The sequence below is a fragment of the Actinoplanes sp. NPDC051859 genome (genome assembly GCF_044452725.1).
Taxonomy (GTDB): domain Bacteria; phylum Actinomycetota; class Actinomycetes; order Mycobacteriales; family Micromonosporaceae; genus Actinoplanes.
This window is the reverse complement of the sequence record NZ_JBITBX010000004.1, coordinates 403,568-426,471: the sequence shown is the minus strand read 5'-3', so window position 1 is coordinate 426,471 and position 22,904 is coordinate 403,568. Positions and strand designations below refer to the sequence as shown.

The 22,904-nt window shown below is 69.3% G+C and carries 23 protein-coding genes, 2 tRNA genes and 1 other RNA gene; 11 read left to right on the top strand and 15 right to left on the bottom strand.

All coding sequences use genetic code 11. The features are described from left to right. Nucleotides 1-64: 64 nt before the first annotated feature. Genes ACIA1L_RS12960 through ACIA1L_RS12940 form a run of 5 tightly spaced genes read right to left on the bottom strand, consistent with a single transcriptional unit; the run spans nucleotide 65 to nucleotide 5,608 of the window. Nucleotides 65-697 carry a GTP-binding protein gene (locus ACIA1L_RS12960; RefSeq protein WP_396072840.1) on the bottom strand — a complete coding sequence of 211 codons (633 nt, stop codon included), beginning with the start codon at nucleotides 695-697 and terminating at the stop codon, nucleotides 65-67. Further along, nucleotides 675-1,148: a DUF742 domain-containing protein gene (locus ACIA1L_RS12955; RefSeq protein WP_396072839.1), complete on the bottom strand. Its 474-nt coding sequence runs from the start codon at nucleotides 1,146-1,148 to the stop codon at nucleotides 675-677. Before ACIA1L_RS12955 ends, ACIA1L_RS12960 begins: the two co-directional genes overlap by 23 nt. Next, the gene (locus ACIA1L_RS12950; protein WP_396072838.1) at nucleotides 1,145-1,585 is read right to left on the bottom strand and encodes a roadblock/LC7 domain-containing protein; all 441 of its coding nucleotides are present in this window, start codon (nucleotides 1,583-1,585) and stop codon (nucleotides 1,145-1,147) included. Before ACIA1L_RS12950 ends, ACIA1L_RS12955 begins: the two co-directional genes overlap by 4 nt. Next, entirely contained in the window at nucleotides 1,582-4,482 is a 2,901-nt protein-coding gene (locus ACIA1L_RS12945; protein WP_396072837.1) for an ATP-binding protein, read from the bottom strand. The genes ACIA1L_RS12950 and ACIA1L_RS12945 overlap by 4 nt, the downstream gene beginning before the upstream one ends. After that, a complete protein-coding gene (locus tag ACIA1L_RS12940; RefSeq protein WP_396072836.1) occupies nucleotides 4,469-5,608 on the bottom strand; it encodes a hypothetical protein in 1,140 nt (379 codons plus the stop codon). The genes ACIA1L_RS12945 and ACIA1L_RS12940 overlap by 14 nt, the downstream gene beginning before the upstream one ends. 527 nt (nucleotides 5,609-6,135) lie before the next feature. Between ACIA1L_RS12940 and ACIA1L_RS12935 the strand changes: the two genes are divergently transcribed. From ACIA1L_RS12935 to mtnA, 3 genes are all read left to right on the top strand, one after another. After that, entirely contained in the window at nucleotides 6,136-7,200 is a 1,065-nt protein-coding gene (locus ACIA1L_RS12935) for a PHP domain-containing protein (RefSeq protein WP_396072835.1), read from the top strand. Nucleotides 7,201-7,239: 39 nt separating this feature from the next. Further along, nucleotides 7,240-8,910 carry a DUF885 domain-containing protein gene (locus ACIA1L_RS12930; protein WP_396072834.1) on the top strand — a complete coding sequence of 557 codons (1,671 nt, stop codon included), beginning with the start codon at nucleotides 7,240-7,242 and terminating at the stop codon, nucleotides 8,908-8,910. Between the two features lie 386 nt (nucleotides 8,911-9,296). After that, on the top strand, nucleotides 9,297-10,259 hold the full coding sequence (gene mtnA / locus ACIA1L_RS12925; RefSeq protein ID WP_396072833.1) for an S-methyl-5-thioribose-1-phosphate isomerase: 963 nt from the start codon (nucleotides 9,297-9,299) through the stop codon (nucleotides 10,257-10,259). A 189-nt stretch (nucleotides 10,260-10,448) separates the two neighbouring features. On the opposite strand, the gene ACIA1L_RS12920 is transcribed toward mtnA, so the two are convergent. After that, on the bottom strand, nucleotides 10,449-10,616 hold the full coding sequence (locus ACIA1L_RS12920; RefSeq protein ID WP_396072832.1) for a hypothetical protein: 168 nt from the start codon (nucleotides 10,614-10,616) through the stop codon (nucleotides 10,449-10,451). A 103-nt stretch (nucleotides 10,617-10,719) separates the two neighbouring features. Next, a complete protein-coding gene (locus tag ACIA1L_RS12915) occupies nucleotides 10,720-11,028 on the bottom strand; it encodes a hypothetical protein (protein WP_396072831.1) in 309 nt (102 codons plus the stop codon). A 722-nt stretch (nucleotides 11,029-11,750) separates the two neighbouring features. Here ACIA1L_RS12915 and ACIA1L_RS12910 point away from each other — a divergent pair. Beyond that, on the top strand, nucleotides 11,751-12,503 hold the full coding sequence (locus ACIA1L_RS12910; RefSeq protein WP_396072830.1) for a M23 family metallopeptidase: 753 nt from the start codon (nucleotides 11,751-11,753) through the stop codon (nucleotides 12,501-12,503). Between the two features lie 54 nt (nucleotides 12,504-12,557). Here ACIA1L_RS12910 and ACIA1L_RS12905 read toward each other — a convergent pair whose 3' ends face one another. After that, on the bottom strand, nucleotides 12,558-13,709 hold the full coding sequence (locus ACIA1L_RS12905; RefSeq protein ID WP_396072829.1) for a hypothetical protein: 1,152 nt from the start codon (nucleotides 13,707-13,709) through the stop codon (nucleotides 12,558-12,560). Between the two features lie 101 nt (nucleotides 13,710-13,810). Between ACIA1L_RS12905 and ACIA1L_RS12900 the strand changes: the two genes are divergently transcribed. Both ACIA1L_RS12900 and ACIA1L_RS12895 read left to right on the top strand, forming a co-directional pair. Then, nucleotides 13,811-14,761 carry a prephenate dehydrogenase/arogenate dehydrogenase family protein gene (locus ACIA1L_RS12900; protein WP_396072828.1) on the top strand — a complete coding sequence of 317 codons (951 nt, stop codon included), beginning with the start codon at nucleotides 13,811-13,813 and terminating at the stop codon, nucleotides 14,759-14,761. Between the two features lie 40 nt (nucleotides 14,762-14,801). Continuing rightward, entirely contained in the window at nucleotides 14,802-15,386 is a 585-nt protein-coding gene (locus ACIA1L_RS12895; protein WP_396072827.1) for a DinB family protein, read from the top strand. 41 nt (nucleotides 15,387-15,427) lie between these two features. Here the strand turns inward: ACIA1L_RS12895 and ACIA1L_RS12890 are convergent, their stop codons facing one another. The 3 genes from ACIA1L_RS12890 to ACIA1L_RS12880 form a co-directional block, all read right to left on the bottom strand. Beyond that, entirely contained in the window at nucleotides 15,428-15,979 is a 552-nt protein-coding gene (locus ACIA1L_RS12890) for a SigE family RNA polymerase sigma factor (RefSeq protein WP_396072826.1), read from the bottom strand. Further along, the gene (locus tag ACIA1L_RS12885) at nucleotides 15,976-16,647 is read right to left on the bottom strand and encodes a permease-like cell division protein FtsX (protein ID WP_396072825.1); all 672 of its coding nucleotides are present in this window, start codon (nucleotides 16,645-16,647) and stop codon (nucleotides 15,976-15,978) included. Before ACIA1L_RS12885 ends, ACIA1L_RS12890 begins: the two co-directional genes overlap by 4 nt. A 164-nt stretch (nucleotides 16,648-16,811) precedes the next feature. Next, nucleotides 16,812-16,901 (bottom strand) — tRNA-Ser (locus ACIA1L_RS12880). A gap of 108 nt (nucleotides 16,902-17,009) precedes the next feature. Between ACIA1L_RS12880 and deoD the strand changes: the two genes are divergently transcribed. Next, the gene (gene deoD / locus ACIA1L_RS12875; protein ID WP_396072824.1) at nucleotides 17,010-17,717 is read left to right on the top strand and encodes a purine-nucleoside phosphorylase; all 708 of its coding nucleotides are present in this window, start codon (nucleotides 17,010-17,012) and stop codon (nucleotides 17,715-17,717) included. Here deoD and tadA read toward each other — a convergent pair. Beyond that, complete coding sequence (gene tadA, locus ACIA1L_RS12870) at nucleotides 17,707-18,195, bottom strand: tRNA adenosine(34) deaminase TadA (protein ID WP_396073058.1); 489 nt, start codon at nucleotides 18,193-18,195, stop codon at nucleotides 17,707-17,709. The two genes, deoD and tadA, sit on opposite strands and share 11 nt — an antisense overlap. Beyond that, nucleotides 18,144-18,668 (bottom strand): tRNA adenosine deaminase-associated protein, encoded by a 525-nt coding sequence (locus ACIA1L_RS12865; protein WP_396072823.1) that lies wholly within the window; start codon nucleotides 18,666-18,668, stop codon nucleotides 18,144-18,146. Before ACIA1L_RS12865 ends, tadA begins: the two co-directional genes overlap by 52 nt. A gap of 242 nt (nucleotides 18,669-18,910) precedes the next feature. On the opposite strand from ACIA1L_RS12865, the gene ACIA1L_RS12860 reads away from it, so the two are divergent. The 3 genes from ACIA1L_RS12860 (at nucleotide 18,911) to ACIA1L_RS12850 (ending at nucleotide 21,711) form a co-directional block, all read left to right on the top strand. Further along, the gene (locus ACIA1L_RS12860; protein ID WP_396072822.1) at nucleotides 18,911-20,470 is read left to right on the top strand and encodes an SLC13 family permease; all 1,560 of its coding nucleotides are present in this window, start codon (nucleotides 18,911-18,913) and stop codon (nucleotides 20,468-20,470) included. Nucleotides 20,471-20,916: 446 nt separating this feature from the next. Next, nucleotides 20,917-21,126 carry a hypothetical protein gene (locus ACIA1L_RS12855; RefSeq protein ID WP_396072821.1) on the top strand — a complete coding sequence of 70 codons (210 nt, stop codon included), beginning with the start codon at nucleotides 20,917-20,919 and terminating at the stop codon, nucleotides 21,124-21,126. A 243-nt stretch (nucleotides 21,127-21,369) separates the two neighbouring features. Then, nucleotides 21,370-21,711 (top strand): STAS domain-containing protein, encoded by a 342-nt coding sequence (locus ACIA1L_RS12850; protein WP_396072820.1) that lies wholly within the window; start codon nucleotides 21,370-21,372, stop codon nucleotides 21,709-21,711. 134 nt (nucleotides 21,712-21,845) lie between these two features. Here ACIA1L_RS12850 and ACIA1L_RS12845 read toward each other — a convergent pair whose 3' ends face one another. Next, nucleotides 21,846-22,223 carry a hypothetical protein gene (locus ACIA1L_RS12845; RefSeq protein WP_396072819.1) on the bottom strand — a complete coding sequence of 126 codons (378 nt, stop codon included), beginning with the start codon at nucleotides 22,221-22,223 and terminating at the stop codon, nucleotides 21,846-21,848. Nucleotides 22,224-22,601: 378 nt separating this feature from the next. Then, nucleotides 22,602-22,686 (bottom strand) — tRNA-Ser (locus tag ACIA1L_RS12840). Between the two features lie 84 nt (nucleotides 22,687-22,770). Between ACIA1L_RS12840 and ffs the strand changes: the two genes are divergently transcribed. Continuing rightward, nucleotides 22,771-22,860: signal recognition particle sRNA small type (gene ffs / locus ACIA1L_RS12835), an RNA gene on the top strand. The last annotated feature ends 44 nt before the right edge of the window (nucleotides 22,861-22,904 follow it).

Here is a 22,904-nt window from a genome sequence, read left to right as displayed (position 1 = left end):
CCCTACCACTGTGCCCGGCCGGCGGTTGGATCGCGAACCGGAACGCGGCGACTCGGCGCACACCTTACGACGATCGCATGCGCATCGCCTTGTCGAGGGCTCGATCGAGCACCACGAGCAAAGCGTCCCGGACGGAGCCGCGGAATCGGGCATCAAACTGCAGAAGGGGCACCTCGTCGGGAATCGCCAGGGCCCAGCGCACCTCATCGAGCGTATACCCGAGCTCACCGTTGAAGGTGTTGACGCCGACGACGAACGGCAGGCCGGCCCGCTCGAAGTAGTCGATCGCCGGGTAGCAGTCGTCGATCCGGGAAGTGTCCACCACGACCAGCGCGCCGAGGGCCCCGCGGACCAGGTCGTCCCACATGAAGGCGAAACGGGTCTGGCCGGGCGTACCGAAGAGGTAGAGCTTGAGGGTGTGGTCGATGGTGACGCAGCCGAAGTCCATCGCCACGGTGGTCGTGGCCTTGACGGTCGACTCGTTGGGGTTGTCGACCCCGACCGACTCCGAGGTCATCTCGGCCTCGGTGGTCAGCGGCGAGATCTCCGAGATGGCGCCGACGGTCGTGGTCTTGCCCACCCCGAAGCCGCCCGCCACGATGATCTTGACCGGCACCGGCGGTGCGGCCTTGGGCGGCGCGCCTTGCACGCGCGCGGTGCCGACAACGCGGTTGTCAGGATATTGATCGAAGGCCACGGATCACTCGCAGGATGGTGTCGGGGTCGGGGAAGTCGCTCTGCGTCAGCTGCACGTCCAGGTGCCCGGTAGCGCGCAAGTCGTCGACCAGGATCCGGATGACACCGAGGTGCATCTGGAGCCGGGCCGAGATCTCGGCCACCGACAAGGGCTGGCCGCAGAGCTGGACGATGGCCCGCCGTTCGGGCGAAAGCCGCGCCGCCAGCGCGCCGGGTAGCGCGCTGACCTGCGTCTCGAGCCCGATGTCGGCGTCTTGACCGCTGACCCGGCCCGAGGTGATGACGAACGGCCGCAACGCGGTCGCGTGCTCGTCGGCCGGGGCCGGGGCGGGCGCGGAAGCAGAGACCGGCGGATCGTGCCGGGCGGCTCCCATGTTGCGCAGGAACGGCCGAACTCCGGGCGCCGCCGGGAAGTCCGGGTGGTCGTCGTCGGGGCCGGCCGTGTGCCTCACTGCTGGACGGCGTTCTTCAATTCAGCGATGAGACGCGGGCTCAGGGCACCGCCGGCGCGCGTCGCGAACAGCGTCATCTCGTACGCCAGGGTGCCGAGATTGGCCGTCCGGTCCGCGATCACCCCGAGCACCGAGCCGGCGCTGATCGCCGTCACGAGCAGGTAACCGTCGTTCATGTCGATGATGACCCGATTGAGGCTGCCCAGCTGGTACCAGCTGGCGGCGCCCCCGGCGAGGCTGGTGAGCCCGGAAACCACCGCGGCCAGGCGTTCGGCGTTGGGCCGGTCCTGGATCGCGGACATCGCCATGAGCAGGCCGTCCGAGGAGACGGCGATGGCTTCGACGACACCGGCCGTGCTCGACGTGAACGAGTCGAGCAGCCAGTTGAAGGTCTTCGCCTCCGCGCTGAGCTGCGAGGTGTCTGCGGGGTAGGTCATCGCGGTTGTCCCTCGTGTTGTGGCTGGGTTTCGTGCAGTGCTCGGGCTACGCCGTACTCGAACTGGTCCATCAGGGCACGGGCGGCCTCCGGGTCGAGCGGTTGGGTCGGGCTGGCCGGCGGGGCCGGGGTCGCGGGTGTGCTGAGCGGCAGCGTCGCCCCGGGCACCCGCCGGGTCAGCGCCGAATGGCCCGCTGCCTGCGGCGCGTGGCCGCCGATGGGCTGCGGTCCACTCCTGGCCTGTGGCGCGGGGCTGCCCGTGGCCTGCGGTGCGCCCATGGCCTGCGGTGCGGGGCTCGTTGCCTGCGGTGCGGCGGTGTTGTCGTGCTCCACCCCGCCCCACTGTGCGCGGGACACGCCGGCCTCGAAGTCGTTGAACGCGTCCCGGGCGGCGAGGGCGTCGTCCGGGGTGGGCAGCGCGGCGTTCGCCCGCGGCCCGGTCTCCACCGGCAGCTGGTTACCGGGCACCCGACGGCGCAGGCCGGGCGGGCCCCCCTCGGGGCTCGTTCGTTGCTGAGGCACCGACGGGGCTGCGGGTGCGGGTGCCGCTGCCTGCGGCACAACCGGGTGGACCGGCGAAACCGGTGCCGGATGCGGCGGGGCGACTCGCGGAGTGACCGGCGGTGGGGCCACGGTCGCCCGGGCCACCGCGGCCTGCGGGGCGGCGGCCGACTCGAGGGCAGGCCGTTGATACATGGCGTCGGTCGGGGCGGGCCGGCCGGCGGCGGGCAGCTCCGGCAGGGCTGGCAGCGCAGGGAAGCGGCCAGCAACCGGCGTGGTGTACGCCGTCGGCTGCGCCGCAACGTCCACCTCAGCCTCGATCGGCGTCTCGAGCTGCGGGGCGGACTCGCGCACCGTGAAGGCATTCCAGGTCTGTGCGACCTCGAGGGTCTTCGTGGCCCGGGTCAGCTTGCCCGCGTCGAACGGCTGGGCGCTGCCCGGCGCGGACCGGGCTGCCCCGCCGGCGACCAGCGGCGCGAACTCGGTGTGGTTGCTCGGCACCGATGCGGTGGCCTGGAGCGGCGCGAGTGACGCGGGCACCGGCTCCGGACGGGCCACCAGGTGTCCCGGCTGGAGGTCGACCCACGCCGTGACTCCGCCGTCGTGCGATTCGGTCAGGGTGACCTCGACGCCGTGCCGGCGGGCCAGCCGGCCGACCACGAAGAGGCCGAGCACCTCGGTCGGGGCCAGGTCGAGCCGCTCGCGACGGGTCAGTCGGGCGTTCTCCTCGGCCAGCCGCTCCGGCGACAGCCCGAGGCCGTTGTCCATGATCGCGAGGCGGGCGCCGCCGTGCAGGTCGGCCGCGGTCACGGTGACCCGGGTGTGCGGCGGTGAGAACGTCGTCGCGTTCTCCATCAGCTCGGCGAGCAGCAGCGTCAGGTCCGCCACGACGGCGGGCACGACGACGAGATCCTCGGGCACGTCGACGTCGACGCGGGTGTAGTCCTCGATCTCACCGAGGGCGAGGCGGACGACGTCGGACAGGCCCAGCGGCGCCATGTGGTCGTTGGTGCCAGCTGCACCGGAGAGCACGACCAGCGAACCGGCGTTCCGGCCGAGGCGGCTCGACAGGTGGTCGAGGCGGTAGAGGTCGCGGAGGCGTTCGCTGTCGGTCTCGCGGCGCTCCAGCTTGTCGATCAGCGAGAGCTGCCGACCGACCAGGTTCTGCGTACGCCGGCCGACGTGCCCGAACATCTGGGCAACGTTGCGGCGGCTGAGCACCTGGCGTTCCACGAGCTGAGCAGCGGTGGTCTGCACGCGGTCGAACGCGCGGGCCAGGTCGCCGATCTCGTCGCGGCCTTCCACGTCGACCGGGTCGAGGCGGATCGGCCGGGAGGCCTCGGCCTCGTCGTCGGCGACCCGCAGCAGCTCGGACTCGGCTTCGCGGGCGATCCGGTCCGCCGACTTGGTGAGGCGGCGCAGCGGCCGGGCGACCGCCCGCGCCATGAACAGCGACAGCGCCACCACCAGCAGCAGCAGGACGGTCGACACGCCACCGACCAGGGCGGCGGTCCGCAGGGCGTTGTCACGATCCTCGGTCACCGCCACGTCCACGTCGGCGGCCACGCGCTTCTCCACGAAGCCACCGAGGACGAGGACGGACCGCAGCGACGGCAGCAGCGACTGGATGTCCAGCAGTTTGATGGCCCCCACCGGGTCGAGGCCCACCTCCGCGAGGAAGCGCTGACCCACCCGGGACGCGAACGCCTCCTGCGCGCCGAGATAGAGCTTGTACTGCGCGTCGGTGAAGTACGGCTGCGAGTTCTGGATGAGCAGCTGCAGCTGCACCAGCGTCTGGTTGAACAGGCCGACCAGCGCGATGTTCTTGGTCACCACGGCGCCGCTGAGGTATCCGGCGGCCTGGCCGATCATGTCGTCGGAGCGCAGCGCCTGCTCGAGCGCGAACACCTGGCGGCCGGCGGAGGTGGACAGGTCCGCCTCCCGGGCCAGCGCGAGCTGGTCGATGATCGGCGTGACCACCGCGGTGAACTGGGTGACGATCTCGTCCGGCCGGATGCTGCGGTTGAGCACGTTGGCCCGGGTGCTGGCCAGTTTCGACACGTCGTCGACGGCCTTGCTCAGACCGGCGGACAGCGGCTGGTCGAGCGACTTGAGTGCCCGGATGCGGTCGGTCGCCTTGGCGCTCTGCACGCTCAGCTCGGACTCCCGGACCAGGCCGAAGAGGTAGCTGACGGACAGCAGACGCTCTTCTTGGAGCTCCTGGAGGGCCGAGCCGATCTGGGTGGCGAGGCGCACCTTGTCCGACGTGTGTTGCGCATCCTGGGCGACGTCGACCCGGTTGACGACGATCGGCACGGCGAGCGCGACGACGCCGAGCAGCGGCACCAGGACGAGGAGGGTCAGTTTTCCGAGGATGCGGAGCTTACCGAAGAGCACCGGACCGCTCCCTCTGGTTGGTGGCGGCTTCGCCGTACATCGCGTAGGGGTCGGGTTCGCCGCCGGCGCCCACGGTCAGGTCCCGCGGAGCCTCGCCAGAGCCGGAGTTGCGCTTCGAACGGCGTGCCGGTGCGGGGCGGCTGCGGCCGGTCAGCGGGATCACGATCGCGGCGAGCGCCAGCAGCACCGCGGCGCCGGCGACCACCAACGCCTCGATCTCGCGGTAGTCCAGGTCGTCGAGCCGGGCCTCGAGGAGGCGGGCCATCTCCCGGTTGGTGATGCCGGTCAGGTTGGCGAGTGACAGCTGGAGCTGGCTCTGCGCGGTGACCATGGTGGCCGGGTTCGGCGCGCCGCCCGGGTTGGCGCCCCGGGTCAGGGACTCGACGCCACGGCGGAACGTGTCGAGGCCGGTGACCAGGTTGCCGCTCAGCGTCGGGCTGTTGGTGTCGTCGACGGCTTCCTGCAGGTTGTCCGTCAGGCTGCCGACGGAGGTGTTGACCTCGAGGAGCGCGGCGGCGAACTGGGCGGCGAGGGCATCCTGCTGCTGGCCTTTCGCCTTGGCGACCAGCTGGCTGAGGTCACCCATCCGGCTCACCTGGATCACCGTGGTGGGCAGGTCGACGGCGACCGCCTCGGCCAGGTGGGCGATGTCGTTGTCCGGGTCGTGCAGCAGGTCCGAGTTGTCGCGCACCGTTTCGTACAGGGCGAGGGCCAGCTCGGCGACCTCGACGTGTGCCTCGAGCAGGGTGGCCGGGGCGCCGGTCTCCTTCGGCAGCAGGTCGATCTTCTGCTTCAGGCCGGTCCACCGGTCGCGGGTGCCCAGCTCGGCACCGAGGCGTTGGTCGACGGAGTTGACGGCCGTGATCGCCGCGGCGAGCGAACCGGGGGTCGTGTTCACGCCGGCCAGTGCCGAGGACTGATTCTCGGCGAGCGCGCTGATCAGCGGGCTGAGGGCGGTGATGTATTCGATGCCCTTCTGCTCGAGCTCGCTGCTCTCGACGGAGTCCGAGACGTCGTTCCAGACCCGGGTGAACAGAACTCCGGTCGGTACGAGGATCAAAACCGTCAGAACAGCCGCGAGCGCGGACCGGGTCCGGCTGCGCCGACTATCCACCGAGACTGTCATTGCCCACTTCCTCCGCCATGCACCCGGGATGAACCGATTTGGCGGCTACTCTCCGTAGCCTTTTGGGCGCACCGATCCGGGTCAATCTATCCGGGAAACCAGCAAGCGACCCCTTTCTTAGGGTCAGAGTTGGGTCGTCTGATCGGGGGATGGACCCTTGCGGTGACCTGGTCGTACACGTCGGTTGCACACGCAGCTACGGCAATGCCGGCGCAGGTCAGCGATGTTCAGCACTCCGTGCGGGGAGCGCTACGGAACGGCTCTGCCGACTCGTTCGAGGCTTCCACAATGGAGTAAGATGCTCCGCCCCGCTTCGATTAAAGATCGATAACGAAACCATCACGCCACGGTAAGTAGTAACTAAAAGTAGTTATTCGAACACGGTTCATTTCCCGCGATGTGGACGAGGAAATGAGAAAGCCCGGCCGGGGGAGCGCGGTGGCGGGCGTTCAGCCCTTGCATTTCGGCATCCGGTTCGCCCGGATCGTCCGCATGTGCCGCCGGGCTGGTGGCCCTAGGCTGGACCTATGGCATCCCGTGACCCGGTCGCCGACCTGCGACGCATCGCGTTCCTCCTCGAGCGCGCCAACGAGGCGACATACCGGGTGAAAGCCTTCCGTTCGGCAGCCGCCACGATCGCCGCGCTGCCCCCGGCGGAGCTTGCCACCCGTACGGAAGAAGGCACCCTCGCGAAACTCTCCGGCGTGGGTGACGTGACCGCCCGCTGCATCACCGAATCGCTCGCGGGCGAAGAGCCCGTCTATCTGCGGCGAATCTCCGCCACCGCGGGCACCGACCTCAGCGAGGCCGCCGCCACCCTGCGCGAAGCGCTCCGGGGCGACTGCCACTCACACTCGGACTGGTCGGACGGCGGCTCGCCGATCGAAGAAATGGCGCTCGCCGCGGTCGAGCTCGGCCACGAATACCTCGTCCTCACCGACCACTCACCCCGGCTGACCGTCGCGCACGGCCTCAGCGCCGCCCGGCTGCGCAAACAGCTCGACCACGTGGCCGCGCTCAACGCCGCGTTGCCGGACGGCTTCCGCATCCTCACCGGCATCGAGGTCGACATCCTCGCCGACGGCTCGCTCGACCAGGAGGACGAGCTGCTCGAACGGCTCGATGTCGTGGTCGGCTCCGTGCACAGTGGTCTGCGCGACGACTCGGCGAAGATGACCCGCCGCATGCTGGCCGCGATCGCCAACCCGCACCTCGACATCCTCGGCCACCTGACCGGCCGCAAGGTCGCCACCAAGGGCGAAGGGGACAAAGCCCACCGCGGCGGCCGCACCCGGCCACCCAGCGACTTCGACCTGGAAAAGGTGCTCGCCGCCTGCCTCGACCACGACAAGGCCATCGAGATCAACTCGCGGCCGGACCGGCTCGACCCGCCCAAACGCATGCTTACCGTCGCCGTCGAGGCCGGTTGTCTGTTCAGCATCGACACTGACGCGCACGCTCCCGGCCAGCTCGACTGGCAGCACTTCGGCTGCGAACGGGCCGCGCTCTGCGGCGTACCGGTCGATCGAGTCGTCAACACGTGGTCCGCCGAGCGCTTGCTCACCTGGACGGCGGGTCACAGCGGGGAATAGGTCCAGCGAAGTGTCGGTGGTCTCCCGTAGGGTCGCCCCGTGGGACAGATTGATGACCTCGCCAACCGCTTCGTCGACGAGTGGGCTCCGCTCAACCCGACCGGCGCCACCTACGTCGGCGTTGCCGGCCACGACGACAAACTCGACGACCTGTCGCCCGACGGATACGTGGCGCAGGCCGAGCTGATCCGGCGCACCCTCGCCGAGCTCGACCCGCTCGAGCCCGAGCACGAGGCCGAGCACGTCGCCAAGGACGCCATGCAGGAGCGGCTCGGCCTCGACCTGGCCCGCCTCGACTCCGGCGACACCGCCAGCGAGATCAGCGTCATCAGCAGCGCGGTGCACGGCTTGCGGATGGCTTTCGACTTGATGCCGGTGCAGGGCGAGGAAGCCGTCGCCAACATCTCGGCCCGACTCGGCGCCTTCCCCCGCGCCCTCCAGCAATACCAGCGCAGCCTGCTCGAACAGGCCGCCAAGGGCAACGTCAGCGCCCGCAACCAGCTCGTCGAGGTCGCCGACCAGTGCGTCGCCTGGACCGACCCGACCCGCGACAACTTCTTCCACACCCTCGCCGCCGGCCTGGACGCGCAGGGCGCCCTCGCCACGGAATTGCAACGCAACGCTGCCGCGGCCACGGCCGCCACCGCCGACTTCGGACACTTCTTGCGTACGGAGCTGGCACCGCACGGCCGCGACAAAGAAGCAGCCGGCCCCGACCGGTACGCCCGCGCCTCCCAGTACTTCCTCGGCGCCAAAGTCGACCTCGAAGAAACGTACGCGTGGGGCTTCGAAGAACTCGACCGGCTGGAGCGCGAGATGCGCGCGGTCGCCGCCGAGATCGCGGGCTCCGGCGCCACGATCGACGAGGCCGTCGCGGTGCTCGACGCCGACCCGGCCCGCATGATCGGCAGCAAGGAAGCCTTCCGCGACTGGATGCAGGCCACCGCGGACAAGGCCGTCGCCGACCTGAACGGCACCCACTTCGACATTCCCGCCGAGGTCCTGTCGGTGCAGGCCTGCCTCGCCCCCACCAGCGATGGCGGCATCTACTACACCGCGCCCAGCGAGGACTTCACCCGTCCCGGACGCATGTGGTGGGCCGTTCCCGAAAACCAGACCGAGTTCTCCACCTGGCGCGAAACGTCCACGGTCTACCACGAGGGCGTGCCCGGCCATCACCTCCAGATCGGCCAGACGATCTACCGCGCCGACCTGCTCAACCGCTGGCAGCGCCTGCTCTGCTGGTGCTCCGGCCACGGTGAAGGCTGGGCCCTCTACGCTGAGCGCCTCATGCAGGACCTCGGCTACCTCGCCGACCCGGGCGACCGCCTCGGCATGCTCGACGCCCAGGCGCTCCGCGCCACCCGAGTCATCGTCGACATCGGCATGCACCTCGAGCTCGAAATCCCGCGCGACAACCCGTTCGGCTTCGAGCCCGGCGCCCGTTGGACGCCCGAACTCGGCCTGCAGTTCCTGAGCCAGCACACCCGCATGCACGAGGACGTACTCCGCTTCGAATGGAAGCGCTACCTCGGCTGGCCCGGCCAAGCCCCCTCCTACAAGGTCGGCGAACGCATCTGGCTCCAGGCCCGCGACGACGCCAAAGCACGCCAGGGCGCCGATTTCGACCTCAAAAAGTTCCACCGTGACGCCCTCAACCTCGGCGCCCTCGGCCTCGACCCGCTCCGCAAAGCCCTCGCCCGCCTTTAACCCCAAACGCTGCTCCCGCCCAGGTCCTCTTCGTGCGCAACCGGGGAGGCTTGGGCGGGCGTGGCTAGCTCCGCTTGTGCTGTGGGGTTCGCTCGGCGGCGTTCGGTTGTGCAGTCGCCTGGAGCTCGGCCTGTTCGCGCCTTGGCCGGAAGCATGGGCAGGCGCTGTGCGTCCCGGCGTTGGCTCGCGGGTGCGGAGTTTGGCTCTTGCTCAGCGAGTGCGGGTACGGGTTCTTGCTCAGCGAGTGCGGGTACGGGCTCTTGCTCAGCGAGTGCGGGTACGGGCTCTTGCTCAGCGAGTGCGGGCTCGGGCTCTTGCTCAGCGAGTGCGGGCACGGGTTCTTGCTCAGCGAGTGCGGGCACGGGCGGACGGTTAGGCTGCCGCGCATGCGGACCATTGACTGGGTCGACGGGGCCGTTGAGCTCATCGACCAGACCGTGCTGCCCGACCAGCTCACCGTGCTGCGAATTACCACCGTCGCCGACCTGATCGCGGCAATCCAGTCGCTTGCCGTGCGTGGCGCCCCGGCGCTGGGGGTGGCAGGCGCGTTCGGAGTCGCGGTAGCCGCGCGGGAGTTCGCTGGGGATCCGGACGGGTTGGCGCGGGCCGTGCGAGCGGTGGAAGTTGCCCGGCCCACCGCGGTGAATCTCGCCCGGGGCGTGCGGCGAGCCGCGGCGCGCTTGGACGATGGATTCGAAGCGGTGCTCGCCGAGGCCTGCGCGGTGCGGGACGAGGAGATTGCGGCGTCCGAAGCGATGGCAATGCGCGGAGCGGACCTGCTGACCGAGTTGTGTGGGGAACGGCCGCGGGTGCTGACCCACTGCAACACCGGAGGCCTGGCCACGGTCGTGGGTGGCACCGCGCTGGCCGTGGTGTTCGAGCTGCACCGCCGCGGGGCGCTGGCCGGGGTGATCGCTAGCGAGACCCGGCCGCTCTTACAGGGGGCCCGGCTGACCGGCTGGGAGCTGGCGCGGGCCGGCATCGACTTCCGCGTCGCGGTCGACTCCGCCGGCCCCTTCTTGCTGGCCCGAGGCGAGGCTGACGCGGTCATTCTCGGCGCCGACCGGATCTGCGCCAACGGCGACGTGGTGAACAAGGTCGGCAGCTACTCACACGCCCTCGGCGCACAGCGAGCGGGCGTACCGTTCCTCGTGGTCGCTCCGGAATCTACGGTGGACCCGGACACTCCGGACGGCGCGGCGGTGGAGATCGAGGACCGGGGCGCAGCGGAAGTGACGCCCTACTCGGCGGCGGTCAACCCCGCCTTTGACATCACACCCCACGACCTCGTCACGGCCATCATCACCGATCGTCGCATCGTGCGCCTCGACCGCGGCGAGAAGCTCTAACGGCTGCGCTGGGGTGAGAGTTGCCAGGCTGGGCGGTTGCGCTGGGCGGCTGCGCTGAGCTTGGCGGCTGCGCTGAGCTGGGCGGCTGCGCTGAGCTGGGCGGCTGCGCTGAGCTGGGCGGCTGCGCTGAGCTAGTGGGCTGCGCTGAGCTAGGCGGCTGCGCTGAGGCGGGTTGCTCGGCGGGGCGGATCAGTTGGCTAGACGGCGCCGGCTGGCGATCAGTTCGCGGATGCGGGCGCCGCGGAGGCGCTGGGGTTGGGTGTGCTCGCGGGCCGACTTCGCGTTGGCAAGAGCGGCGAGGAGCTCGAGCCTGCGACGGCGACGATCAGGGTCGAGTCGCTGCGGTACGTGGGCCATGTGCCCGAGCCTGCCGAGCCTTCCGCCGTTCGTCAAGGTCGAGTGCTCTGCGCCACCAGAGGTGTACTGATCGTCGATGACACTTCCCCGCAGAGCTGGACATTCACCACAGCGGCCAGTCTGCAGTGGTGATCCACCTCGCACCGACGAAACCGGCAGCTATCGATAGACCGAGTCCGCTCGCCAGCGCTGCGCCTACCGCCACTCCGCGGTCGCCGATGAAGCCCAGGACGAGCGCCACTACCCACGCGGAGATGGCCGCGGCGATCGTCCACCAGGCGTAGCTCAGCAAATCGCGCCCGATGCTGCCGAACAGGGCAAACCACACCGACCCGGCACCGAGGCCAGCCAACAGCGGCACCGTCCGGACCGGATGCGGCTCCCGATAGACCGGCCGCGTCGGTATCGGCATTAATGCGGGGCCACCCTGGGGTGCATGCACGAAGCCGGCCGGCGGCGCTCCCCACGGCGACATTTGTCCGCCTGCGCCTCGCTGAGTTCCTGCCGCAGGCCAGGCGCCTGCGCCTTGCTGTGTCCCTGCCGCAGGCCAGGCGCCTGCGCCTTGCTGTGTCCCTGCCGCAGGCCAGGCGCCTGCGCCTTGCTGTGTCCCTGCCGCAGACCACGCGCCGGTGAAGGGCTGCGTTTCCGCTGCGGGCCAACTGCTGGCGGAAGGCGATGGCGCCTGCTGGCCGGGGTAATGCGCGGGGTGGCCTGAATGCGGGATCTGCTGCCCGGGAAAAGGCCAAGGAAAGAGCCCGGGCGGCGTGGGCGGTCCGGCAAGCGGTTCGGGCAGCGCCTCCGATGGATCCCTCGGCATCTGGGAGCGTGGGCCCCCCGGCGCCGGGGCGCTCACAACAGCGCCGGGCGATGTCGGGGTGGCCGGCGGTGGAGCGGAGTTGGCGTTCGCGGAATGGCTGAGAAGGTCGGAGTCGATGGGTGGCTCGTCCGGGACCGGTGGCGTGCCGGGCGGGGTCGGTCGGGCGGATGGCGGCAACCATCCGGGGGGCGGGGTCGTGTCGGCCCACCCTCCGCGCTGCTCGGCCATGCGATCCTCCCGGGCGTCGACGGTTCCTCGTCAACCCTATCCATCGGCGGTCGGCAGCGGGCGGAGACGCTTTCTGCCAGGATGGCGCCGTGGTCTCCCTGCGTACTTTCTCGGTGCTGACCGTTGCTGCGTTCTCGCTCGCCGCCTGTGGCGGGTCTGCGGACGAGCCGACGGCGACCGCGACGCCGCAGTTCGTGGAGCCGTCGGTGGCATCGGCACCCGCTTCGATTCCGCCCGCCTCGGTCACGCCGCCCCTCGCGCCCTCAGCGGCGCCCACGGTTACCGGGCCGGCCAGCGCGAAGCCCACGGTAACGGCAAACAAGAAGCCCGCGAGCGTCAAATACACCTTCCCGGTACGCGCGTCGAACGTCGACTATCACCCGACCCACTCGGCGTACCCGGCAACCGACATTTTTGCCGACTGCGGTGAGCCTGTTGTCGCCACGACGAGTGGCGTGGTGTTGGAGATCAGCCTGACGGACACGTTCGTGAAGGGTCGGCCGGATGGACCGCTGAACGGTGGATTGTTCGTGTCGATTCTGGGCGACGACGGGGTGCGCTATTACGGCTCGCACTTGAGCAAGGTGCAGGGCGGGATCAAGCCTGGCGTGCGGGTGAGCAGCGGTCAGCTACTCGGTGCGGTGGGCCACACCGGGAATGCGAACAATGTCTGCCACCTGCACTATGGCATTTCGCCGCCGTGCGAGAAGGTCGGCGACTGGGATGTGCGGCGCGGCGTGGTGTGGCCGGCGCCGTTCCTCAATTCGTGGCGTAAGGGCGGCGGCAAAAGCCCGGTGGCCGAGGTCGAGCAGTGGCGGAAGGCCGAAGACTGCAAAGGTTGACCGTACGCAAAAGGGCCGCACCCTCGCCCGGGATGCGGCCCTTTGCGTGCTCGCCTAGCTGAACTGCGCGAAGCGTTTCTGTGATGCCCCTTCGATCGTGGTGAAGGCGCCGCCGGCCGCCACTGCGCCGAGGCTGGTGTTCGTCGCCAGGGTCAGGACGCCTTCGATGCCGTTCATGTTGGCGGTCCAGTCGCGCAGGTGGCCGTCGTCCATCGCCAGCGCCGCGATCTTCACCCGGTCGTCGGCGCCGTCGAGGCAGACGCCCTGGGCGCCGGTGCGGGTGGTACGGCAGGCGTGGTCGAAGTGGCCTCCGACATACACGGTGTCGCCGAGGGTGGTGACGGCTTGTGCGTCGCCGTCGAAGGCCATGGTCCAGCGCTTGCTTCCGGTCAGCGTGTAGGCGCTGCCCTGGCCGCCCTGGCCGCCGTGTGCCGTGTAGACGCTGTCGGAGGTGACGGCGATGGCGAACACGATGACGGCGGGTTTGGGCTTGAACGCGGTGACGATCGCGCCCGAGGTGGGGTTCAGGGCGACCAGCCGGTCGTACCCCTTGGTGCTGTTGACTTTGTGGAATTTCCCGCCGACGTAGATGCGGCCGCTCGCGGTTGCCAGCGCCTCGACCTGGTCGTCGACGACGGGCTTCCAGGCGGTGTCGAGGACGCCGGTGGTGAGGTTGAAGGCGGCCAGCTTGGTGCGAGCCTGCCCGTTGACCTTGGTCAGCGTGCCACCGACGTAGAGGCGGCCGTTGGCGGCGGCCAGGGCGTACGGTTTGCCGTCGATGGCGTGTTTGAAGGTGCTGTGGACCGCGCCGCTGGTGGCGTCGAGCCGGGCGAGGCTGTCCCGCTTCTGCCCGCTGACGTAGCCGAAGTCGCCACCGATGTAGACGGACGAGCCGCTGACCGCGAGCGCCTTCACCCGGTTGTCGGCGCTGGGCGCCCAGGGCAGGAGTTCGCCGGTGGCCGCATTGACCGCGGCGAGCCGGTTCCGCGTGACGGGTTTGCCTTTGACGATGGCTTGCGTGAAGGTGCCGCCGATGTACACGGTGTTGCCCGAGTACGCCACGGCGAGCACTGTCCCGTTGAAGCCCGGCACGCTGTCCGACGACTCCGCCGGCGCCGCCTGTGCGGGCGTGGACAGGGCCGCGACCGTGCCGACCGCCCCCGCGAGCACCATGAACCTTTTGCGCAGTTTGCCCCTATACGTCACTTCTCGAACGTAACCGTATTGATCTCGGTTAGCTAGTGACGAAACGGACTAAAACCGACACGTCCGTACGGCTGATGCCACCCTGTGCGAAAGTCACCAGCGTGAACGTCACGATCCTCGGCCTCGGCCTCATCGGCGGCTCCCTGCTGCACGCCCTGACCGCCCACGGCCATGCAGTAACCGGGTTCGACCTGAGTGCGGAGACCCGGACGGCCGCGCGCAGTTTTGCAGACATCGCCGACAGCATTCCCGCAGCCGTCGCCGGTGCTGACGTCGTGGTGCTCGCCGTCCCGTTGCCGGCGCTGCCGGGCGTACTCGCCGAGCTCACTGACTTTCCCGGCCTGATCACGGACGTCACCTCGGTGAAGGGCCCGGTCCGCGACCTCATCGCCGGCCAACGTTTCGTCGGCGGGCACCCGATGGCGGGCACCGCCGAGTCCGGCTTCGCCGCCGCCGATCCGCACCTGTTCGCCGGCTGTGCCTGGGTGTTGTGCCTCGAACCGGAGACCGACCTGGCCGACTGGCTGCGCCTGTGCGCGCTGTTCACAGCTCTTGGCGCCCGGGTCGTTCCGGCCACCGCCGACGAGCACGACGAGGCAGTGGCCCGCATCAGCCACGTCCCACACCTGCTCGCGGCCGCCCTCGCCAACCTGATCGACGGTCATCCGCTAGCTGCCGCCCTCGCGGCCGGATCATTTCGCGACGGTACGCGGGTAGCCGCCACCCGCGCCGAACTCATCGCAGCCATGTGCGGCGGCAACGCGGCAGCCGTCCGGCGCGTGCTACCCGGCGTGGTCGAGGACCTGGACTCTTACGCAAACGCCCTGTCCACACCGGATCCCCTGACTGCGCTGCTGCGCCGACCCGTGGAGCTGCGTCGAGGCTGGCCCGCACCGGCCGCCGAGCCGGTGGAGGTCGAGCCGGAGCGCGAGGCGTTGTGGAGCCTCGGGCGCGCGGGAGGTTGGGTGTCCCGGGTTGGTGTCAGCGGACCTGCCGACTCGGGCACGAAACTCGTCGCAATGCGGCCAGGAACTGACCGCAATAGTTTCTAGGCTTGGTCCTGTCAGCGAGGAACAACGACAGGAGAAGGTCATGCCCGGTCAGGTCGGCGCCATCAGCAACGAGCGTGAAGGTCTGCTCGCCTACCTCGCCCAGATGCGGTACGTCCTGCGCCTCACCGCCCACGGACTCACCCCCGACCAGCTCCGCGCCACTCCCTCCGCCAGCACCCTGTCCGTCGGCGGCCTCATCAAGCACTGCGCATCCGTCGAAGAGGGCTGGATCACGACCGTGCTCCGGGAACAGCAGCCGGTCGACTACGAGGCGTACGAGAACAACTTCCGGCTGGCGGACGGCGAGACGATCGAGGACGTGCTCGCGTACTACGAGCGGGTCGCCGCGCGGACCGAGAAGACGATCGCGGACATCGCCGACCTGGGCCAGGACGTCCCCATCGACCACTCGGTCCCGTGGAATCCCAAGGACATCGACAACTGGTCGGTCCGCTGGGTCCTCCTGCACCTGATCCAGGAAACCGCCCGGCACACCGGACACGCCGACATCATCCGCGAAGGGATCGACGGCGGTACGGCGTACCCGATCATGGCCGCCGCCGAGGACTGGCCGGACTCGCCCTGGATGCAGAAGTGGCAGCCCTCCGGCGACCAGCAGGTCTGACGTTCGCAGACCGTCCGGCAGGGCAACCTGCCGGACGGTGCTCAAGACCGGGCGAACTCCTCGCCCAGCAACTTCCGAAGCCGGCCCAGCGCCCGCATGCTGCGCATCTTCACCACGGAGCTGGAAACGCCCAGAATCTCGGCGACCGTGTCGACGCTGTGGTCCTCCCAGTGCCGCAGGACCACGATGGCCTGGTCCCGGACCGACAGGGAGGCCAGCGCGCTCATCAGCGTGACGTGCAGGTCCGCCGTGGATTCCGCCCGCTGCTCGGGCCGGTCGGGCAGCTCCGCGAGCACCACCTCGCCGGTGCTGTGCAGCTTCCGCTGGTCGAAGACCGCATTCATGAGGACCCGGCGGCTGTAGGCCTCCAGGTTCGCGGTGCGCCAGATCCGGGTCCAGGACGCGTACATCTTCGCCAGGGTGAGCTGCGTCAGGTCCTCGGCCAGGTGCCAGTCCCGGCACATCAGGTACGCGGTACGCCGCAACCGTGGCGTGGCGGCCGCGACGAACGACGCGAACTCCGCATCCCTGGCGGCCCGCTCCCGCCGCCAGCGCCAGCTCCAGCCGGCCTCGGACGACACGACGTCCGTCACTCGCCTGCTCCCGGGCAGGTGCGGCCGACAAGCGCGGTGCGCCCGCCGAGGTCCTCGAACTTCGCGGCAAACTCCGGATACGCGGCCGACGTGGTCAGCATGACCCGGAACGATTCGGGCAGCGAGTCGGGAGAGGCCGTGAGGTCCGGCAAGTCCACCAACAGTCTGCCGGGCTGCGGATCAGCCTGCTCGTAGCTCTCGATTCGCATGTCCCACTCCAGCGGACTGGCATCGAGGATGGCTCGGATGCGGGAGAACTGCACCTCTGCAATCTTGTCGGTGAGGAAGATGGCGACCTCGACGGGCCGGTCATCGGCGGGCAACGGACACGCGGGCTTCGAGGGCATGGCGGGCGTCGACGGCGCCGGGCTTGCCGCGGCGGTCGATTGCGCTGGCGGCCTGCCGGCGAGCGGCGAAGTCACGTTCCCGGCGACCACCGCCGCGGCGATAACGGCCAGAACCCCCGAGCCGCCCATCACCAGGGTGCGCCGCCGCCGGATCCGCCGCCCCTGCGCCATAGCCAGCCGGGCTGGATCCCCCGGTGGGCGGGCGGGCTCGTCATCCAGGGCTCGTTCGAACAGATCTCGAAGGTCCTGCTCCATGGCGGTTCTCCCGGTGTCTGAAGGGCTGGCTCTCTTCATGACTGGTCGAGCCACCGAATTGGTCACCGGCGCGGGGCAACGGTTTGCAGCCCGGCAACGATGGCATGCCCGGCGGCGGCATGACCAGGTCGGGACGGCAGCCAGCCGGGCGGGGTGTCACGGGACGGTGCTGTGCCCGTACCTAAGAAAAAGCGGAACGCCCGGCAGAAAGATCTGCCGGGCGTTCGACGTGGCGGTGGTGAAGGGATTTGAACCCTTGGAGGGCTTGCACCCTCACACGCTTTCGAGGCGTGCTCCTTAGGCCGCTCGGACACACCACCGCGAAGTAGGTTACCGGACGCCTCCCGGGCCCCGACGGCGGGTGCCGGATAACCGTGAACAGGCAGGTAGCGCCACCTGTCGCGGGCCGGTCTGGGAGGATCACCAGAATGAGTGTGCACATCGGCGCGCAGCCGGGCGAGATCGCCGAGCGGGTTCTGCTTCCTGGGGACCCGATGCGGGCGAAGTGGATCGCCGAAACGTTTTTGAAGGACCCCGTCTGTTACACCGAGGTGCGGGGGATGCTGGGCTTCACCGGCACGTGGCAGGGCGAGCGCGTCTCGGTTCAGGGCTCCGGGATGGGCATGCCGTCCGCCTCGATCTACAGCCACGAGTTGATCACCGAGTACGGCGTGAAGTCGCTGATCCGGATCGGCTCCTGCGGCGCCCTGCTGGACGACCTGAACCTGGGTGACGTGATCGCCGCGATCGGGTCGGCCACCGACTCGAACATGAACCGGGCGCGGTTCGACGGTCTCATCGACTACGCGCCGGTTGCCGACTTCGGCCTGCTGCGGACCGCGGTGGACGTGGCGGAGCGGCGTGAGGTCGCGATGCGGGTGGGTCCGGTGCTTGCCGCGGACGCGTTCTACACCGACCGCCCCGACCTGTTCGACACGCTGGCCGATTACGGCGTGCTGGCGGTCGAGATGGAGTCGGCCGCCATCTACACCACCGCGGCCCGGTTCCGGGCGAAGGCGCTGACCATCCTGACCGTCAGCGACCACATCAAGCGCGGCGAGAAGATGGACTCGGCGCAGCGCGAGCAGGGCTTCTCGAACATGGTGCAGATCGGTCTCGACACCGTCATCGCCTGAAGAAGTCCCGGATGAGGGCGGCGCACTCGGCTTCCAGCACCCCCGAGTAGACCTCGGGGCGGTGGTTGAGGCGCCGGTCCCGCACCACGTCCCACAACGATCCGGCCGCGCCGGTCTTCGGCTCCCAGGCGCCGAAGACCAGCGTGCCGATCCGGGCCAGCACGAGGGCACCCGCACACATCGTGCAGGGCTCCAGCGTGACGACGAGCGTGCAGTCCTCAAGCCGCCAGCTGCCGACGCTCGCGGCGGCCCGGCGCAACGCCAGGACCTCGGCGTGCGCGGTCGGGTCGCCGGTCGCCTCCCGTTCGTTGCCGGCGGCGGCCAGCTCGTTGCCGGCCGCGTCGAACACCACCGCGCCGACCGGCACATCCTCGGGAAACGAGGCGGCGACGGCCATGGCCCGCCGCATCCACGCCTCGTGCGGCCTCACGCGTCGCGCAGCTCTTCCAGCTCGTCGCCGCAGCCCAGCTTCTGGCAGATCTCCGCGGTCACGTCGGACGGCATCATGCCGTCCAGCCCGCACAGCGTGAGCAGCCGATGCGAGCCGATGCCCAGGTCGGCCAGCAACTCCACGTCGCCCACCGGGTCAGCGTCGGGGTCGGCGGCCGGCCGGTCATCCTCGTCCTCGTCGTCCCCGCCGCGCGGCGCAGCCAACTCGTCGATCTCCAACGCCGGCGTCTCCACGTCAGCGAGCAGCAGGGCCCCGAGCCGTGACTCGTCGGCGAACGCCGAGTCCGAACCGAAGACCCGCAGGTCCTCACCCTCATCCAGCCGCAAGATGACCAGGTACTGGTCGTCGGCCTCGACGAACAGCAACGACAGCTCGGCGTCCGGCTCGGCGTCCCGCAACCGGTCCACCACCTCATCGAGGTCGGACAGCCCGGTCAGCTCCAGCTCGGACGCCGTCCAGCCAATCTTGCCCCGAGCGACGGCGGCAGCGAAAGTCGACACGAATCCCCCCACGAAGCTTCAGCTCTCAGCGAGTGACGGTAGCGGCTGCATCGTCATCAGCGCAGCGCCACACCCCGAAGGAGAGCACGGTCATTTTTCCGTACGGTCACAGCACCGTCCCGTGGCACACCGCCCAGCCGCTGCCGTCCCGGCCCCGGGACGCGGCCGCCGGGCAGCAGCGGCACAATGACGCCGGCCTTTGCTGTTTCGGCGAGGTAAGCCGAGGGCACCAGGGGTGACTTGTGACTACCGTGGTGTCGCTCGTGCTGCTGGCCGGCGTCCTCGGGTTTGCTGTAGCCCGCCCGGCCCGGCTCCCTGAAGCCGTCGCCGCCGTCCCTGCCGCCGTCATCGCCGTCGTGGCGGGGCTCGTCCCGTGGCGGGACGCGGTGCACGAGCTTGCCGAGTTGGGTCCGACGGTCGGCTTCCTCGCGGCCGTGCTGCTCCTCGCCTACCTTGCCGACGAGTCCGGCGTTTTCCGGTACGCGGGAGCGGTCGCCGCCCGTTGGAGCCGAGGCTCGGCCCAGCGCCTTTTCGGCATGGTCTTCATCCTCGCTTCCGTAGTCACCGCCGCGCTGAGCCTCGACGCCACGGTCGTCCTGCTGACCCCGGTCGTCTTCGCCACCGCCGTCGGGATTTCTGCCCAGCCCACACCCCACGTGTACGCGTGCAACCACCTGGCTAACTCGGCGTCCCTGCTGCTGCCGGTCTCCAACCTCACCAACCTGCTGGCCATGTCCGCCGCGTCGCTGAGCTTCCTGGCCTTCGCCGGCCTGATGGCCCTGCCGTGGCTCGCGGTCATCGCCGTCGAATACCTCATCCTCCGCCGATATTTCGCCACCGACCTCCGCCCGAGCGCCGCACCTGCCGGTGGGGGCGGCGCTCAGCTCGACCCGGCTGCTGGTGGATGCTCAGTCGGCCCTGCTGGCTCGGCTGCTGGTGGATGCTCAGTCGGCCCTGCTGGCTCGGCTGCTGGTGGATGCTCAGTCGGCCCTGCTGGCTCGGCTGCTGGTGGATGCTCAGTTGGCCCTGCTGGCTCGGCTGCTGGTCTGGGCCATCCTGCTGACGTGGCCGCTGGTGGGGGCGGCCGCCTGGCAGACGGTGCGAGGCCGGCGGCCGGTGACGCGGGTACCCCTAGCACAGCAGGTGTCCGCGTTTCCTCCCCGGCTCCTGTCTCCGGCGCATCCTCTGAGCTGGCCGTGGTCGAGCCCGGCCTGGCTGTTCCGCGCTTTGCGCTGGTGGTGCTGGGGGTGACGCTGGCCGGGTTCGCGGTGGCGGGACCGTGGGGCGTGCATCCGGCATGGGTGGCGTTGGCAGGGGCGTTGACTTTGGCCGTACGCCGAAAGGAGCGGGTAGGGACGCTCGTACGCAAGGCCAATCCGGGGTTTTGTTTGTTTGTGCTTGCCCTCGGCGTGGTCGTGTTGGCGGTGAGCCGCAGCGGGTTGGGGACGCTGATCGGGCGGGTGACGCCGGATCATGCGAACCTGGTGGGGTTGTTGCTGATGGCCGGCCTGGCGGCGGTGCTCGCGAACCTGCTGAACAATCTGCCGGCGACGTTGTTGCTGCTGCCGTTGGCGGAGTCGTCGCCAGGCCTGGTGCTGGCGGTGCTGCTGGGCGCCAATATCGGGCCGAACCTGACCTACGTGGGATCACTGGCGACGCTGCTCTGGCGGCAGATTCTGCATGGTCGAGGGCAGCCGCCGGTCGCGAGGGAGTTTCTGCGGCTGGGTGCACTCACCGTTCCCGCATGCCTCGCAGTAGGGGTCTTGATGCTCTGGGTGAGTTTAAGAGTCACCGGATTGTGAAGACGGGATCACTCTTTGTGGTTCTGGCGCTGACGTAGCGAGCCGACCCACTTACCGATCAGCGATGAACATTGGCACAAGGCGATGACCGCGGTCTAATCAATTGCGAAGCCGGAACACCCTACCGTTTCGGACCTTGATCACGCACCGTGCAGGTTTCTCTCGAGTGAACCCGAGTCGCCGCGATCCGCCAGCTCGTTAACATGATCAAACAGCCAGGCCAGACGGCAGGCGAGAGTCGGTGCCGTCCCATCGTCTCGCGATCCTCGCACGACCTGCGGCGACTACGCAGAGTGCTAGATAGGGAGCCGCCCTAATATGTTCCCCCGGCGCAAGTGGTCACGCGGAAAACCACCGGATCGGTCAATACGCTTCGCCCTGCCGGCGAAAAACTTTCGCAGATTTGCCCCGCCCGGTGACGTCGATATCTGTCATAAGGTCGACACGTGAGAGTTGAGCAGCACTGGTGGAATGGTGACGTCCGACTTGCGCGCCGGGACGTCTACGTCCGCACCGACGGACAGATCTGGGAGGTCGAAGCCCAGATGGGCGGCCCCCAGGGCAAGTCCAAGGTGCAGCAGTGTCCAGGAAAGGCCTCCGCGCTGATCCTGGCCGACGCGTGGCGCGGGCCACGCTGGCAGTGGCGTCAGCTGTAAGGCGCCAGGAGCCGGGCTGCGCCGCACTCGCTTCAATCTCTCGGCCAGCCGAACGTCCGGGCCGGACTCCCTCGAGGAGTCCGGCCCGTTCTCATCTCTGGCCCCGCCGCTGTCCACTGGGCGACGGGCTTGTTTTCGCGCAATGCGGATTCTGATGCGCGATCTGGACGGACGCTTTGTGCGCCATCGCCTGATCGGCCACATCTACCCTATGAATCCCCTATCCAGGACGAAAGCGATGCCATGCAGGCCACAGTGACCGACCACCGCACCGACGTCGCCGTGCTCCGCCTGAGCGGCGAGCTCGACGCCGACACCGCCGCGAAACTGCACGACCTCCTCGCGGACCTGCTGGAACGACCGGTCCCCCGGATCGTGGTCGACCTGTCCGCACTCCACTTCTGCGATTCCGTCGGACTCAGCGCCTTCATCACCGCAAAGCAGGTGATCACCGCCCGCGGCGGCTGGCTGAGTTTCGCCGGGGCCAACCGTTTCCTCGTCGATCTGCTCGACACCGTGGGCCTGAGCCGATACTTCGCCATCTTCCCGGAAGTGGACGACGCCATCGCAGCAGCCCAGCTCTGACCTCGCAGGCGGTGGTCAGAGCTGGGCTGCCGGCTTTGACCTCGCAGGCGGTGCTCAGAGCTGGGCTGCCGGCTTTGACCTCGCAGGCGGTGGTCAGAGCTGGGCTGCCGGCTTTGACCTCGCGGGCAACGGGGTCAGAAGGCGACCTTGCCGCCGTAACGCCGTCCACCCTGCGGCACGAACTGGTAATCGATCTCGATCCGGAACTTGGTGCCATCAAGCACGTCAGTAGCAATGACCCGCCACTTCTCGGCGTCGCCCGCGCGGAACTGCTTCCAGCTGCTCTGGCACCCGGTCCGGTCGAAGCAGACCCGCACGTTCGCGTTGAACGTGCCAGTGCCCTCATCGACGAAGAAGTTGATGTCGCCGCAGCGCGACGTCGTCGTCCAGCGCGCCGGTGCACTGATCGCATTCGGCAGCATCACGTTGTCGTGCGATGCCGAGGAGTTCCAGCTGGCGGCACCGCCGTAGCAGGTCGCCGCCTGCGCCTGGCTGCTCGGCGCGACCGCCAACGCCACACCTAGCAGCACGCCCCCCGCCGCGCCGGCCAGTGCCCTCAAACGCCGTGTTGTCTTCATGCCCCAACTCCTCGTCCCCGGCGCGCCGGACGGCGGCCGAAACGCAGAGTTCCGCCCGCGCCCGGAGTGGGGCAAGGCGAGCAAGGTGCATCGGGACAGCGGGATGACAGAAGGGCGCTGAGCAGCAGCGATACACCCAGGATGGGACATCGGATGGGAAGCCCTCATCGTCGATCCGCGGCAAGCCAAGGCTGCCCGGCTGGGCGCGTGCGGGTCTGCAGGACCCAGGCGGGGGCGAACCGGGTGCGAGAAAGCTGAAAGGCCGGACCCGTGGGGTCCGGCCTTTCGTGCGTCTGCCCTTGTGAGGCAAGGCGGAGGATACGAGATTCGAACTCGTGAGGGGTTTCCCCCAACACGCTTTCCAAGCGTGCGCCCTAGGCCACTAGGCGAATCCTCCGTGCGCCAGGATACAGACCCCGCCACACCGGTTTTCGCGGGACCACCCGTGGACTCGCGATCTGCTCCAGGTAGGCTCTCCACCAGCCCCTCGTGCGGCGTTACCTCGTGAACCTCCCCAGGGCCGGAAGGCAGCAAGGATAAGCGGGCTCTGGCGGGTGCACGGGGGGTCCTTCACTTCTGGGGCACCGCCGTTTGTTCTTGTCGCACCCTCGACGG

What these genes read in the sequence shown, in the direction of transcription:
- ACIA1L_RS12950 (WP_396072838.1), bottom strand. Translation starts at nt 1,585, where the DNA reads ATGACCTACCCCGCAGACACCTCGCAGCTCAGCGCGGAGGCGAAGACC.
- ACIA1L_RS12940 (WP_396072836.1), bottom strand. Translation starts at nt 5,608, where the DNA reads ATGACAGTCTCGGTGGATAGTCGGCGCAGCCGGACCCGGTCCGCGCTC.
- ACIA1L_RS12935 (WP_396072835.1), top strand. Translation starts at nt 6,136, where the DNA reads ATGGCATCCCGTGACCCGGTCGCCGACCTGCGACGCATCGCGTTCCTC.
- mtnA (WP_396072833.1), top strand. Translation starts at nt 9,297, where the DNA reads ATGCGGACCATTGACTGGGTCGACGGGGCCGTTGAGCTCATCGACCAG.
- ACIA1L_RS12920 (WP_396072832.1), bottom strand. Translation starts at nt 10,616, where the DNA reads ATGGCCCACGTACCGCAGCGACTCGACCCTGATCGTCGCCGTCGCAGG.
- ACIA1L_RS12915 (WP_396072831.1), bottom strand. Translation starts at nt 11,028, where the DNA reads ATGCCGATACCGACGCGGCCGGTCTATCGGGAGCCGCATCCGGTCCGG.
- ACIA1L_RS12895 (WP_396072827.1), top strand. Translation starts at nt 14,802, where the DNA reads ATGCCCGGTCAGGTCGGCGCCATCAGCAACGAGCGTGAAGGTCTGCTC.
- deoD (WP_396072824.1), top strand. Translation starts at nt 17,010, where the DNA reads ATGAGTGTGCACATCGGCGCGCAGCCGGGCGAGATCGCCGAGCGGGTT.
- ACIA1L_RS12850 (WP_396072820.1), top strand. Translation starts at nt 21,370, where the DNA reads ATGCAGGCCACAGTGACCGACCACCGCACCGACGTCGCCGTGCTCCGC.